Below are 13,119 nucleotides of genomic sequence, written 5' to 3'. Positions count from 1 at the left end.
CGTTCGCCCGAAAGGGACGGGAATGCAAGGCCCAAAACAAAACGCCCGGTCGATGGCCGGGCGTTTCAGAGAAGCAGATATCTGTCGGATCAGTTCGCGACGGATTTCGGCTTTGCTGTGGCGTCGGCCTTTTGCGGGGCCTTGGCCTTGGTATCCGTCGAGGGCTTCGACTTTGCGGCAGGTTTGGCGCTGCCGGTCACCGGTTTGACGGCGACGCTGGCGCGTGACTGCTCCTTGCCCTTGGCGGTAGCCTTCACGGGCTCCTTCGCGTCGGCCTTCTTGTCATCCGATGCCTTGGCGTCGGCCTGTTTGGCCGGCGTCTTCTTGGAAGCGGTGGCCTTCTTGGTCTTCGCCTTGCGGGCCTGCTCGGCGGCCTCTTCCGCTGCCGCTTGGGCGGCCAGCTCGGCCTCGGAGGGAGGATTCATGCCGATCCAGACGCGCTCAGGCTGAACCGTGGCACGGGGGCCGAGCACGGTGCGCACCGGGTTCTCAGAGGAATCCCCGGCAAAGGCCATGACCTCGGAGGAGAACAGGTTCGGGATGTTGCTGTCGGTCTCGGCGACGGCCGGAGTATCCTCTTCCTGCGGCATCGGTCCGCGCCGGTCGCAGATGACGGGGCGCATGTCGGGCGGCGTGGTATTGGCCGAGGCGGGCAAAGCAGCAAGCTCGGGATTGGTGAAGTTCACCTTGCTGCTGAAGCCGCGATCGAACAATTCAGCCGCCTTGATCGTGCGCTCGTTGGCGGAGGGAGCGCCGAGCACGACGGTGATGAGATGGCGGCCATTGCGGGTCGCGCTCGCCACCACGTTGAATCCGGCCGAGCAGATGAAGCCGGTCTTCATGCCGTCGGCGCCGGGATAGCGGCCGATCAGCCCGTTGGTGTTGCGCATGATGCGCCGACCGAACTGGACTGCGCCGATATCGAACAGGTCTGCGTGAGCGGGAAACTCGCGCAGCAGCGCGCGGGCGAGCACGGCCATGTCGCGGGCCGAAGTCTGGTTGCGCTCATCGGGCAGGCCGTGCGGATTGACGAAGTGGCTGCTGACCATGCCGAGGTGCTGGGCATGCTCGTTCATCAGTTCCGAGAAGCCGTCGATCGAGCCGCCGATATTCTCGGCAATGGTTGCAGCGACATCGTTCGCTGACTTGACCATCATGATCTTCAAGGCGTTGTCGAGACGGATCTCCGTGCCGGGCTTGAAGCCCATCTTGGACGGAGGCAGGGCGGCCGCGCTATCGGAGACGGTCAGGAGCGTTTCCATGCTCAACTGGCCGGAGCGGACCTTGTCGAGGGCCACATAGGCCGTCATCAGCTTGGTAATCGAGGCGGGAAACCACGGGTCAGTCGCGCGCTCCGCGTGCAGGACGCGGCCGGACTCCACTTCAACCACAAGAGCGGGGCCGCCGGCGGCCAGAGCCGAACCGCTCATCAGAGCAGTCAAAGCAAAGGCTGTCACGCGGAGGGCTCGGCTAACGTTCATGCGGAACGACTCCTTGGCTTCGTTCAACGATAGGAGAGGATCTCGATCAAGCCCCGCCTGTCAGCTGGGCTATTTTTAGTGCCAAACCTTGGCCTTGGCTAGGTTTTGGCGGCTTATTGCTTGTTTGTATCACCGTTCTTAACGAAATCCGTGGCAAGAGAGTGGCAAGAGCGGCTCGGTTTGAAGATCGATATGAATACATCCCTTCTCTGGATTCCAGTGACGCTGGCAGCGGCCGCTGCGCAGACCGGCCGCAATGCCACCCAGCGCCGCCTGACCGAAACCATTGGAACCGTGGGAGCGACCCAGGTCCGCTTCCTCTATGGATTTCCCTTCGCTCTTCTGGCGCTGGTCGTGATGAACCTTGTGACCGGAGAGGTTGTTCCAGGATCCAACCCGACCTTTCTGGCCTACGCCCTCACCGGCGCCGTCACCCAGATCCTCGCCACGGCCCTGATGCTTGCGGCCATGCGCGAGCGCGCCTTCTCGGTGGTGACCGCCTATACCAAGACCGAACCGGTCCAGGTGGCCCTGTTCGGGCTGGTGCTCTTGGGGGACCATCTGACGCCAGCCATGGGGCTCGCCATTGCAGTGGCGACCGCGGGCGTCCTGCTCATGTCTGTGAAGCCGGGTACGAGTCTGACTTCATCAGGCCTGAAGCCCATTCTCTTCGGCCTCGCCTCGGGAGCCTTCTTCGCTCTGGCAGCCATCGGCTTTCGCGGCGCCATCCTGTCGCTCGACGGGGGATCTCCCCTGATCAGGGCTTCCACGACCCTTGTCTGGGGCCTGGGTCTGCAGACGGCTATCCTTCTGATCTGGCTTGGGCTCTTCGACCGCAAGGCGCTGATGGCGAGCTTCAAAGCATGGCGTCCCTCCCTGGGAGCGGGCTTTCTCGGGGCGCTCGCATCCCAGTTCTGGTTCATCGGCTTCGCGCTGACGACAGCTGCGAATGTCCGTACGCTGGCTCTCGTCGAGGTGCTGATGGCGCAGGCGGTCTCTCATCGCTTCCTGACGCAGACGACAACCCGACGGGAACTGGCCGGCATGCTCCTGATCCTCGCCGGCGTCGGCCTGCTGCTCCTGGCGCAACGTTAGCTTGTCGCTGCGGCAGCCACATGTTAACGAACAACGTTGCATATCCAATGAACGTGTTCGGACCCATTTCATGACCGATGCCGCTGCCCCCGAGAATGTTCAACCTGCCTACCGTGTTCTCCAGGTTGGGGACCCAGCTCCCTGGTTCAAGCAGAACTCGACCAGCAACCCACAATTCAGCTTCGACACGGTGGCTGGACGCTATGTCGTCCTGTGCTTCTACGGCATGGGTTCGGACAATGTCGGGCGTGCGACCCTGGCCTCGTTCCAGGAGACACACCGCGATCTGTTCGACGACGACAAGGTCGCGATCTTCGGCGTGAGCGTCGATCCGTCGGACGAGTCGGAGATGCGGGCGGAGCAGATCGTTCCGGGGATCCGTCATTTCTGGGATTTCGATGGCACTGTCGGTCGCCTCGATGGTGCTCTGCCGCGCAACGCACTGCCGGGCCAGTCGCAGATTCCGATCCGACGCTTCTGGATGGTGCTTAACCCAACCTTGCGCGTGCGTGCCATCTTTCCCTTCGAGGCCGATGGCAGCGACCGTGAGAAGGTGATGGCCTATGTACGTGATCTGCCTCCGGTGAATCGGTTCGCCGGTTTCGAGATTCCCGCTCCCGTACTCGTGATCCCGGACGTGTTCGAGCCTGAATTCTGCCGGTACCTGATCGGTCTCTACGAGCAGCATGGTGGTGAGGAATCGGGCTTCATGCGCGAGGTCAACGGCAAGACCGTTGCCACCCATGATCCGAACCACAAGCGGCGCAAGGATTACACGATCACGGATCAAAATCTGATCCGCCAGGTGCAGCACCGCATCATCCGCCGCATCAATCCCGAGATCGAACGGGTGCACTTCTTCAAGCCCTCGCGCATGGAGCGCTACATCGTCTCCTGCTATGCGGCGGAGGACGGCGGTCATTTCCGTGCGCACCGAGACAACACGACGAACGGCACGGCCCATCGACGCTTCGCTGTCTCGATCAATCTCAACAGCGATTTCGAAGGCGGCGAGGTCAGTTTCCCGGAATTCGGTTCGCGGAGCTACAAGGCTCCGGCCGGAGGCGCGGTGGTGTTCTCATGCCCGCTTCTTCATGCGGTGTCTCGCGTGACAGAGGGCCGCCGATTTGCCTTCCTGCCTTTCCTCTATGACAAGGAAGCCGCCAAGATCCGCGAGGCGAACAACGCTAATCTCGGCGAAGGCGTGGGCGCCTACAAGGCCTGATCTCAGTCGCTTAGCGACAGTGCAAGAGGCAGAATGGTGTCTCGCGTCAATGGGGCGAGCTGCGTTTTGACCGGCGCACGCGGATCGATCCAGATGAATTCGTCGATCTCGGCCTGACAGAAGATCTCTCCAGCAAGGCTGACTGCATAGACGACGGCCCGCACCGTCTTTCCAGGCTCGTTCGCTGCCGACGCTTCGAAAACACCGAGGCGCCTTGCGGATCCCGGAACGATGCGGCAGCCAATTTCCTCATGGAGTTCCCGTGCAAGGGCATCCAGATCGCTCTCGCCCGGCTCGCGTTTGCCGCCGGGCTGGAGGAAATGCGCTGTGCCGCGCTTGCGCACGAGCAGGACATGGCCGCGCTCGTTGCGGACGAGGGCGGTGACGATCTCGATCACCGCTCGCCTGCCTTGATCCATTTGTCGACCTTCGGCGGCTCATAGGCGCGGATGGCCTTGATCAGGGCGGTAGGCTCATTCTCGACGATCAGCATCGCGCGATGGATCGGCTTCACGAAGCCGCGCTCGACCACGTCGTCCAGGAAATCCGTCAGCTTGTCGTAGAAGCCGTCGGCATTCAGAAGCGCGCAGGGTTTGCGGTGATAGCCGAGCTGCGCCCAGGTCCAGACCTCGAACAACTCCTCAAAGGTGCCCAAGCCCCCGGGCAGGGCGATGAAGCCGTCCGCGAGCTCGGCCATGAGCGCCTTGCGCTCGTGCATGGAGCCTACGACCCGAAGGTCGCTCAATCCGCGATGGGCGATCTCCTTGTCGACCAGCGCCTGCGGCATGACGCCGATCACCTGGCCACCCTTGGCGAGAACCGCATCGGCGACCGCGCCCATGAGCCCGACAGAGGCGCCGCCATAGACCAGATCGATCCCCTGGGCGGCCATGGTCTTACCGAGCGCCCGCGCAGTCTCGAGATAAACAGGATCCTGGCCGCTGCTGGAGCCGCAGAAGACACACAGGCGCATGGGACATTCCTTCGTGATTCGTGTCATGCATCGATGAACGACAGGATGAAGCCAAGCTCAAGCCTCTCAAGCGCACCTGACATGTGATCGTGCGGCTTGCTGAAAGCCCCAAAGAGGGCCACCTTGTCTCTCAACAACACATCCTTGAGGAGACATCCATGACTGCCTGCATCGTCGGCTGGGCCCATACTCCCTTCGGCAAGCTCGATACCGAGAGTGTCGAGAGCCTGATCGTCCGCGTCGCCAACGAGGCGCTGGAACATGCGGGCCTTGCCGTCGAGGACGTGGACGAGGTGGTGCTCGGCCATTTCAACGGCGGTTTTTCGGCCCAGGATTTCACCGCCTCCCTCGTCTTCCAGGCGAGCGACAAGTTCCGCTTCAAGCCGGCGACCCGGGTCGAGAATGCCTGCGCGACAGGATCGGCCGCCGTGCATCAGGCGATCAAGACCATCGAGGCCAAGCGCGCCAAGACGGTGCTGGTGGTCGGCGTGGAGCAGATGACGAAGACGCCGGGGCCCGAGATCGGCAACATCCTGCTCAAGGCGTCCTATCTGCCGGAGGATGGCGACACCCCGGGCGGGTTCGCGGGCGTGTTCGGCAAGATCGCCGGCACCTACTTCCAGCGCTATGGCGACCAATCCGATGCGCTTGCCTTGATCGCCGCCAAGAACCACAAGAACGGCGTCGACAATCCCTATGCGCAGATGCGCAAGGACTTAGGATTCGAGTTCTGCCGCGCCGAAAGCGAGAAGAATCCTTACGTCGCAGGACCCTTGAAGCGCACCGATTGCTCGCTCGTCTCCGATGGCGCGGCCGCCCTGGTCCTGGCCGACACCGAGACGGCGTTGCGCATGAAGCGCGCGGTCGCCTTCCGGGCCACAGCCCATGCGCAGGATTTCCTGCCCATGTCGAAGCGCGACATCATCCAGTTCGAAGGCTGCGCGGAAGCTTGGCGGCGCGCACTCTCCCAGGCCGGAATCCAGCTGACGGATCTTTCCTTCATCGAGACCCACGACTGCTTCACCATTGCCGAACTCATCGAATACGAAGCGATGGGCCTGACCCCACGCGGGCAGGGCGCGACCGCGATCAAGGAAGGCTGGACGAATCGCGACGGCAAGCTTCCGGTGAACCCCTCTGGCGGCCTCAAGGCGAAGGGCCACCCCATCGGCGCCACCGGCGTCTCTATGCATGCGCTCAGCGCGATGCAGCTCTGCGAGGAGGCCGGAGGCATCCAGGTGAAGAATCCGGTTCTCGGCGGCATCTTCAACATGGGTGGCGCTGCGGTGGCGAATTACGTGAGCGTGCTCGAGCGGATTAAATAGTCGCCGCCCGTCTTCCCTCCCCTTTGCGGGGAGGGATTGAGGGTGGGGGCGAAAAAGTCGGAGCGATGCGCTTCATTCGGATGGGTCTACGGTCGCTACAGCACCTGACTGAATTGATCCCTCATCCAGTCGCACCAGCCCCACCCTTGCCCCTCCCCGCAAAGGGGGAGGGGAAAAGCGGAGCGCCTATTCCCCCGGCGCCTTGGCCTGGATGGCCAGGGCGTGCAGGCCCCTGTCGAAAGCGCCTTTCAGGGTGTCGTTGACGAGGCGGTGACGCTCGACCCGGCTCTTGCCGGAGAAGGCTTCCGATACGATATAAACCTGGAAATGAGTTTCTCCGCCTTCCCGCCATCCGGCATGGCCGTGATGCTTTTCTGATTCGTCGATGACGGTCAGTTCGGTCGGCTGCAGGCTCTCCTGCAAAGTTTGTGTGATCCAGTGCTGAAGGGTCATGCTGTTTTGTAAAACCTTTTTGAACGGGTCTGCGGCGAAAAGCGTTCAGGCCTTGGCTCAAGGCCCCAAGCCACTCATAATCACTGAATCATGGATCTCAACTCGCCTCTTTTCGACCGCATCCGGATCAAGCCTTCCTGCGAGGAGCCGCAGGAGGCCAAGGGACCCGTGTGCGAGCACCCCGCCTGCAAGGCGGCGGGGGAATTTCGTGCGCCCAAGGGGCGGGACCGGGAGGGCCAGTACTGGCGTTTCTGCCTCCAGCATGTGCGCGAGTACAACGCCTCGTACAATTACTTCGCCGGCATGTCGGATTCCGCCGTCGCGGCCTTCCAGAAGGATTCCATCATCGGCCATCGCCCGACCTGGACCATGGGCATGAACGCCTCGGGCCATGACCAGGAACAGAGCGCCAAGGCCGAACCGCGGGACTGGGGCTATTTCGATCCCCTCGGGGTCCTCAAGGGCGAGGACTTCACTCAGGCTCGGACCAGCCGGGCCCGGCCCGAGCCGAAGCGTCCGCGCTATGCGGGTGCGGTGCGCCGGGCGCTGGACATCCTCGGCCTCGACGAGACCGCCGACGGCCCCGCGATCAAGGCCCAGTACAAGGCCCTGGTGAAGCGGTTCCATCCCGATGCCAATGGGGGCGACCGCTCCTTCGAGGAGCGCCTGCGCGACATCATCAAGGCGCATGATGCCCTGAAAAGCGCCGGCCTGTGCTGAAATCATATCCTTTCAGGCAAGGCTGACCAGCTCATTAGGAAATTGCGCCATTCCATCATGGGGGTTAAGAAGCCCATGACATCTTCACGACACACGAAAGAGACCGAGAGGCCCCTATGACGGCACAAACCGAGACAGCGACCCTTCTGCCCGATATGAAGGTGTCCGTGCGACAGGTCTTCGGCATCGACTCGGATCTGGAAGTTCCCGCCTTCTCGCAGGCGGAGGGGCATGTGCCCGATCTCGACCCCGATTATCTCTTCGACCGGGACACGACGCTTGCGATCCTCGCCGGCTTCGCGCGCAACCGCCGCGTCATGATCACGGGCTATCACGGCACCGGCAAGTCGACCCATATCGAGCAGGTGGCGGCTCGCCTGAATTGGCCCTGTGTGCGCGTGAATCTGGACAGCCACGTCTCCCGTATCGACCTCGTCGGCAAGGACGCCATCGTGCTGCAGGAGGGCAAGCAGGTTACCGCCTTCCAGGACGGCATCCTGCCCTGGGCGCTGCAGAACAACGTGGCCCTCGTGTTCGACGAATACGATGCCGGCCGCCCGGATGTGATGTTCGTGATCCAGCGCGTGCTGGAGCAATCGGGCAAGCTCACGCTGCTCGACCAGAAGCGCGTGATCCGGCCTCACCCGGCTTTTCGCCTCTTTGCCACCGCCAACACGGTCGGCCTCGGCGACACCTCGGGGCTCTATCACGGCACGCAGCAGATCAACCAGGGCCAGATGGACCGCTGGTCCATCGTCACGACGCTGAACTACCTGCCGCACGACAAGGAGGTGGACATCGTCCTCTCCAAGGCGAAGCACTATCAGGAGAACTCGGATGGCCGCGACATCGTCAACAAGATGGTGCGCGTCGCCGATCTCACCCGCTCGGCCTTCATGAACGGCGATCTCTCGACCGTCATGAGTCCGCGCACGGTGATTACCTGGGCCGAGAACGCCGAGATCTTCGGCGATACGGGCTTCGCCTTCCGCGTCACCTTCCTCAACAAGTGCGACGAGTTGGAACGTGCCCTCGTGGCCGAGTTCTACCAGCGCTCCTTCGGCAAGGAACTGCCGGAGAGCGCCGTGAACATGGTGCTATCATAGTCATAAGACGTCATCCCGGACGCGCCATGGGCGCGATCCGGGATCGTTTGGGAGTTTCGCTGGTTTTGGCGATCCCGGCTCTTCGCTAGCGCATCGTGCGGAAAAGTGGTCCCGGTTTTCCGCATCCAACGATGCGCCAGCCAAGGGAGGAAGCATCGGATCGATCCCAAAAGTGGCCTCCACTTCTGGGTCCGATGCTTTAAGCTCCGGCCGGGATGACGGATGAAGGAATTTCATGTCCATCTCGAACCGCAAGCCAGGTGACAAGAAGGAAGCACCGGCGGAGCCGCTGAAGCGCTCCATTGCCGGCACCATGAAGGCGATCGCCCGCAAGCCCGATCTCGAGGTTGCCTTCGCGTCCGACCGTCCGGTTCTCATGGGCCAGGACAAGGCGCGCCTGCCGGAGCCGCCCCGTCGGCTGACTGCGCAGGACGTGGCAGTACTGCGCGGCAATGCCGATGCCATGGCCTTGCGCTTGGCATGCCACGACACCGCCCTTCACCGGAAACTCGCCCCCGAGGGCCAGGCTGCCCGCGCCGTGTTCGATGCGGTCGAGCAGGCGCGCGTGGAATCCATCGGCTCGCGGCGCATGGCCGGCATCTCCTCCAACATCTCGGCGATGCTGGAGGACCGCTATCATCGCGGCGGCAAATACGAAGAGATCACGGACCGCGCCGATGCACCGCTCGAGGATGCGCTCGCCCTTATGGTGCGCGAGCGCCTGACCGGCGCGAAGCCGCCCGTGTCGGCGGCCAAGATCGTCGATCTCTGGCGCGATTTCATCGAGGACCGCGCCGGGCGCGATCTTGATGGCCTGCTCAAGAACATCGAGAACCAGCGCAGCTTCGCCCGCTCCATCCGCGATCTTCTCTCCTCGCTCGACATGGCCGACGAGGCGGCCATGGATTCCGAGGATGAGGAGAACGAGGACGAGAACGAATCCGAGGAGCAGGAGCAGCAGGGCGAGGGCGAATCCGAGCAGGAAGCCCAAGGCGACCGGGCTGAGGTGGAAATCAGCGAGGATTCCAGCGACGAGATGGAGGACGGCGCCACGGAAGAGGCCGACGGTCCTTCCGGCGAGCTGCCCGAGGAATCTGAGGAAGCGGATTCCGAGGATGCCGGCGAATCCTGGCGTCCGCCGTCGCGTTCCAACGAGGCGCGGGGCCCCGACTACAAGGCCTATACCCAGAAATTCGACGAGATCATTCATGCGGAAGACCTCTGCGATGCGGATGAGCTCACGCGGCTTCGCGCTTATCTCGACAAGCAGCTCGCCCATCTGCAGGGCGTGGTCGGCCGCCTCGCGAACCGTCTGCAGCGCCGCCTGATGGCGCAGCAGAACCGGTCCTGGGAATTCGATCTCGAAGAGGGAACGCTCGATCCTGCGCGCCTGCCGCGTATCGTCATGGATCCGTTCCAGCCTCTCAGCTTCAAGCAGGAGCAGGACACGAATTTCCGCGACACGGTGGTGACGCTGCTCCTCGACAATTCCGGCTCCATGCGCGGGCGCCCGATCACGGTCGCCGCCACCTGCGCCGACATTCTCGCCCGGACGCTGGAGCGCTGCGGCGTGAAGGTGGAAATCCTCGGCTTCACCACCCGCGCCTGGAAGGGCGGGCAGGCGCGCGAGACATGGCTGCAGAACGGCAAGCCGGCCAATCCCGGCCGCCTCAACGACCTGCGCCACATCATCTACAAGTCGGCGGACGCGCCTTGGCGGCGTGCGCGCAAGAACTTAGGCCTGATGATGCGCGAGGGCCTGCTGAAGGAAAACATCGACGGCGAGGCGCTCGACTGGGCGCATAAGCGTCTGCTCGGCCGGCCCGAGCAGCGCCGCATCCTGATGGTGATCTCGGACGGCGCGCCGGTGGACGACTCGACGCTCTCGGTCAATCCCGGCAATTATCTCGAGCGGCATCTGCGCTTCATCATCGAGGAGATCGAGACCCGCTCTCCCGTGGAACTCATCGCCATCGGCATCGGCCACGACGTGACGCGCTATTACCGCCGCGCCGTGACCATCGTCGATGCGGAGGAGCTTGGCGGTGTCATGACCGAAAAGCTCGCGGAGCTGTTCGAGGAGAACGCAGTGCCGCCCTCCCGCGGTGTGCCCCGCCGCAGAGCCGTCGCTTGAGGCTCAGCCGGCGCAACTTTCTCATCGGCGGCGGTGCTGCCGCCGCATCCATGGCCTGTGCCGGCGTCGCCCTGGCGCAGCGCCCGCAGGCCTTCCGCGGCGCGACCTCCATCGATGTGGAGGTGCAGCCGATCAGCCGGCTCTCCACCACCGATCCTGACCGCTCGCGCTTCGGCGCCGTGATGTTCCGCTCCGGCGTGGACTTGCGGTCGCGGGTCTCGGCCTTCGGCGGCTTCTCCGGTCTGTGGCGCTCGGCCAATGGCCAGGAGATCATCGCGCTCGCCGATAACGCGCAATTGTTGAAAGCGCGGGTCGAAACATCGGACGGGCGGCTCTCCGGTCTCGGCAGTTCGGTTTTGTCTCCGCTCATTCTGGCCAACGGCGTCCCCATGCGGCGCTCGCGCTATTACGACACGGAGAGCTTTGCGCTTGCAGGCAACACCGCCTTCGTCGGCGTCGAGCGAAATCATGCGGTGATCCGGTTCGAGCGCACTGGGACGGGAAGCATCATTCGCGGCGTTCCCATTCCTGTGCCAAAGGAGCTGAGGGATCTGCCGAACAACGGCGGCCTGGAAGCCCTCGGCATAGCGCCTCAGCGCTCGCCCCTGAACGGAGCACTCGTCGGCATCGCGGAAGGCGGCAGCGGCTTCATCCTGACCGGCCCGCGGCAGGGTGCCTTCCAGATTGTTCTCTCGGGCGGCTTCGACGTCACCGATCTCGCCTTCCTGCCTAATGGGGATGTCGTCATCCTGGAGCGCCGCTTTTCGCTCTTTGGCGGCTTCGGCTGCCGTCTTCGGCGGGTCGAGGCGAGCGCAATCAGGTCGGGAGCCCGCATCGACGGGGAGATCCTCTACGAGAGCGAAGCCTCGCATCAGGTCGACAATATGGAAGGCCTCGCGGTCCATCGGGAAGGCGGCGATATCGTCCTCTCCCTGATCTCCGACAACAATTTCAGCTCCCTGCAGAGAACCTTGTTGCTCGAATTCTCGCTTCCGGGCTGAGCCTGCCTCCCGGATGGGCATCCGCCCTCTTTCTCATCATTCTTTGCCCGCCTCTATCCCTTCGTCCTGCTTGAAGCCCTATGTTTTAGGCAACTAAGCTCTCTTCATGTGGGCCCGATGCCAATCTTTGCGCCGGGTGTCCGTTTCGAGAGGCTTGAGGAGACCCGGTGGCGGCACAGGCGATCTTCGATGAAATGAGCGGCCATGACGGCCATAGCAGAGATGCGTACCGCGTCCTCCAGGACTGGCTGAAATCGGCACCGCCGCAATTGCTGGAACACCGCCGCGAGGAGGCGGAACTCTTCTTCCGCCGGGTCGGCATTACCTTTGCCGTCTATGGCAATGCGGAAGCCGAAGAACGGCTGATTCCCTTCGACATCATCCCGCGGATTCTGTCCGGCCAGGAATGGTCCCGCCTCGCGCGTGGCCTCGAACAGCGCGTCAAGGCGCTTAATATGTTCCTCAAGGACATCTACGGGCAGCGGGAAATCCTGCGTGCCGGGATCATTCCGCCGGAACTCGTCTATCTCAATCCCTATTACCGCCCGCAGATGCACGGGTTGTCGCTCAACAGCGACATCTACGTGCAGGTGGCCGGCATCGACATTGTCCGGGTTGACGACCAGGATTTCTACGTGCTCGAGGACAATCTGCGCACGCCCTCCGGTGTCTCCTACATGCTGGAGAACCGGGAGGTGATGATGCGCCTCTTCCCCGAGCTCGTGGGCATGCAGCGCATCCGGCCGATCGAGAACTATGTCGATGAACTCCTGGGCACGCTCAAATCCGTCGCGCCGTCGAGTAGCCCGTGGGATCCGACCGTCGTTCTCCTCACCCCCGGCTCTCTCAACTCGGCCTATTACGAACACAGCTTCCTCGCCGACCGCATGGGCGTGGAACTGGTCGAAGGGCGCGATCTCTTCGTGCGCGACGACATGGTCTATATGCGCACGACCGAGGGGCCGAAGCGCGTCGATGTGATCTATAGCCGCATCGACGATGACTTCCTCGATCCTTTGGTCTTCCGGCCTGATTCTGCGCTCGGCGTGCCGGGCCTGATCGCTGCCTATCGCGCCGGCAATGTCGCCATCGCCAATGCGCCGGGAACGGGTGTTGCCGACGACAAGGCCATGTACTCTTACGTGCCCGATATCGTGCGCTTCTACATGGGCGAGGAGCCGATCCTGAAGAACGTGCCGACCTGGCGCTGCCGCGAGCAGGAGGCGCTCTCTTACGTGCTCGACAATCTGCACGAACTCGTCGTGAAGGAGGTCAATGGCTCTGGCGGCTACGGCATGCTGGTGGGACCGCATGCGACGACGGAAGCGCGCGCGCATTTCAAGAGCCGGATTTTGGCGTCACCCGACAATTACATCGCGCAGCCGACGCTGGCCCTGTCGACGAGTCCGATCTTCACGGAGAAAGGTCTTGCGCCGCGCCACGTCGATCTGCGTCCCTTCGTTCTGACCGGCCGCGACGGTGTCAGGCTCGTGCCGGGCGGGCTGACCCGTGTGGCGCTGACGGAAGGCTCGCTGGTGGTCAATTCGAGCCAGGGTGGTGGGACCAAGGATACCTGGGTGTTGAGTGAATGAGCGGGAGCGTTTCG

The 13,119-nt window shown here is 63.1% G+C and carries 12 protein-coding genes; 8 read left to right on the top strand and 4 right to left on the bottom strand.

The genetic code is table 11. The features are described from left to right. Positions 1-89: 89 nt before the first annotated feature. Positions 90-1,481 (bottom strand): D-alanyl-D-alanine carboxypeptidase family protein, encoded by a 1,392-nt coding sequence (locus tag ACS5Q1_RS05870; protein WP_473097300.1) that lies wholly within the window; start codon positions 1,479-1,481, stop codon positions 90-92. Between the two features lie 192 nt (positions 1,482-1,673). On the opposite strand from ACS5Q1_RS05870, the gene ACS5Q1_RS05865 reads away from it, so the two are divergent. Both ACS5Q1_RS05865 and ACS5Q1_RS05860 read left to right on the top strand, forming a co-directional pair. Further along, positions 1,674-2,576, top strand: coding sequence for an EamA family transporter (locus ACS5Q1_RS05865; RefSeq protein ID WP_473097299.1), 903 nt, complete (start codon positions 1,674-1,676; stop codon positions 2,574-2,576). A gap of 70 nt (positions 2,577-2,646) precedes the next feature. Beyond that, entirely contained in the window at positions 2,647-3,801 is a 1,155-nt protein-coding gene (locus tag ACS5Q1_RS05860) for a 2OG-Fe(II) oxygenase (protein WP_473097298.1), read from the top strand. 2 nt (positions 3,802-3,803) lie between these two features. Here the strand turns inward: ACS5Q1_RS05860 and ACS5Q1_RS05855 are convergent, their stop codons facing one another. Both ACS5Q1_RS05855 and ACS5Q1_RS05850 read right to left on the bottom strand, forming a co-directional pair. Further along, positions 3,804-4,220, bottom strand: a complete 417-nt coding sequence (locus ACS5Q1_RS05855) for an NUDIX hydrolase (protein ID WP_473097297.1) — start codon at positions 4,218-4,220, stop codon at positions 3,804-3,806. Beyond that, positions 4,196-4,774, bottom strand: coding sequence for an LOG family protein (locus ACS5Q1_RS05850; RefSeq protein ID WP_473097296.1), 579 nt, complete (start codon positions 4,772-4,774; stop codon positions 4,196-4,198). Before ACS5Q1_RS05850 ends, ACS5Q1_RS05855 begins: the two co-directional genes overlap by 25 nt. Before the next feature lie 158 nt (positions 4,775-4,932). On the opposite strand from ACS5Q1_RS05850, the gene ACS5Q1_RS05845 reads away from it, so the two are divergent. Beyond that, complete coding sequence (locus ACS5Q1_RS05845) at positions 4,933-6,099, top strand: acetyl-CoA acetyltransferase (protein ID WP_203442094.1); 1,167 nt, start codon at positions 4,933-4,935, stop codon at positions 6,097-6,099. 186 nt (positions 6,100-6,285) lie between these two features. Here the strand turns inward: ACS5Q1_RS05845 and ACS5Q1_RS05840 are convergent, their stop codons facing one another. Next, positions 6,286-6,552, bottom strand: coding sequence for a BolA family protein (locus tag ACS5Q1_RS05840; protein WP_473097295.1), 267 nt, complete (start codon positions 6,550-6,552; stop codon positions 6,286-6,288). A gap of 90 nt (positions 6,553-6,642) precedes the next feature. Between ACS5Q1_RS05840 and ACS5Q1_RS05835 the strand changes: the two genes are divergently transcribed. The 5 genes from ACS5Q1_RS05835 (at position 6,643) to ACS5Q1_RS05815 (ending at position 13,105) form a co-directional block, all read left to right on the top strand. Next, positions 6,643-7,272 carry a J domain-containing protein gene (locus ACS5Q1_RS05835; protein WP_473097294.1) on the top strand — a complete coding sequence of 210 codons (630 nt, stop codon included), beginning with the start codon at positions 6,643-6,645 and terminating at the stop codon, positions 7,270-7,272. Positions 7,273-7,388: 116 nt separating this feature from the next. Continuing rightward, entirely contained in the window at positions 7,389-8,378 is a 990-nt protein-coding gene (gene cobS / locus ACS5Q1_RS05830) for a cobaltochelatase subunit CobS (protein WP_203442100.1), read from the top strand. 235 nt (positions 8,379-8,613) lie between these two features. Further along, positions 8,614-10,512, top strand: coding sequence for a cobaltochelatase subunit CobT (cobT, locus tag ACS5Q1_RS05825; RefSeq protein WP_473097293.1), 1,899 nt, complete (start codon positions 8,614-8,616; stop codon positions 10,510-10,512). Continuing rightward, positions 10,509-11,513: an esterase-like activity of phytase family protein gene (locus ACS5Q1_RS05820; protein WP_473097292.1), complete on the top strand. Its 1,005-nt coding sequence runs from the start codon at positions 10,509-10,511 to the stop codon at positions 11,511-11,513. Before cobT ends, ACS5Q1_RS05820 begins: the two co-directional genes overlap by 4 nt. 194 nt (positions 11,514-11,707) lie before the next feature. Then, positions 11,708-13,105: a circularly permuted type 2 ATP-grasp protein gene (locus tag ACS5Q1_RS05815; RefSeq protein ID WP_473097333.1), complete on the top strand. Its 1,398-nt coding sequence runs from the start codon at positions 11,708-11,710 to the stop codon at positions 13,103-13,105. Positions 13,106-13,119 lie beyond the last annotated feature (14 nt).

The organism is Microvirga sp. GN3 (genome assembly GCF_055792825.1).
This window is presented reverse-complemented; position numbering and strand designations above follow the sequence as displayed.

What these genes read in the sequence shown, in the direction of transcription:
- ACS5Q1_RS05870 (WP_473097300.1), bottom strand. Translation starts at nt 1,481, where the DNA reads ATGAACGTTAGCCGAGCCCTCCGCGTGACAGCCTTTGCTTTGACTGCT.
- ACS5Q1_RS05865 (WP_473097299.1), top strand. Translation starts at nt 1,674, where the DNA reads ATGAATACATCCCTTCTCTGGATTCCAGTGACGCTGGCAGCGGCCGCT.
- ACS5Q1_RS05860 (WP_473097298.1), top strand. Translation starts at nt 2,647, where the DNA reads ATGACCGATGCCGCTGCCCCCGAGAATGTTCAACCTGCCTACCGTGTT.
- ACS5Q1_RS05855 (WP_473097297.1), bottom strand. Translation starts at nt 4,220, where the DNA reads ATGGATCAAGGCAGGCGAGCGGTGATCGAGATCGTCACCGCCCTCGTC.
- ACS5Q1_RS05850 (WP_473097296.1), bottom strand. Translation starts at nt 4,774, where the DNA reads ATGCGCCTGTGTGTCTTCTGCGGCTCCAGCAGCGGCCAGGATCCTGTT.
- ACS5Q1_RS05845 (WP_203442094.1), top strand. Translation starts at nt 4,933, where the DNA reads ATGACTGCCTGCATCGTCGGCTGGGCCCATACTCCCTTCGGCAAGCTC.
- ACS5Q1_RS05840 (WP_473097295.1), bottom strand. Translation starts at nt 6,552, where the DNA reads ATGACCCTTCAGCACTGGATCACACAAACTTTGCAGGAGAGCCTGCAG.
- ACS5Q1_RS05835 (WP_473097294.1), top strand. Translation starts at nt 6,643, where the DNA reads ATGGATCTCAACTCGCCTCTTTTCGACCGCATCCGGATCAAGCCTTCC.
- cobS (WP_203442100.1), top strand. Translation starts at nt 7,389, where the DNA reads ATGACGGCACAAACCGAGACAGCGACCCTTCTGCCCGATATGAAGGTG.
- cobT (WP_473097293.1), top strand. Translation starts at nt 8,614, where the DNA reads ATGTCCATCTCGAACCGCAAGCCAGGTGACAAGAAGGAAGCACCGGCG.
- ACS5Q1_RS05815 (WP_473097333.1), top strand. Translation starts at nt 11,708, where the DNA reads ATGAGCGGCCATGACGGCCATAGCAGAGATGCGTACCGCGTCCTCCAG.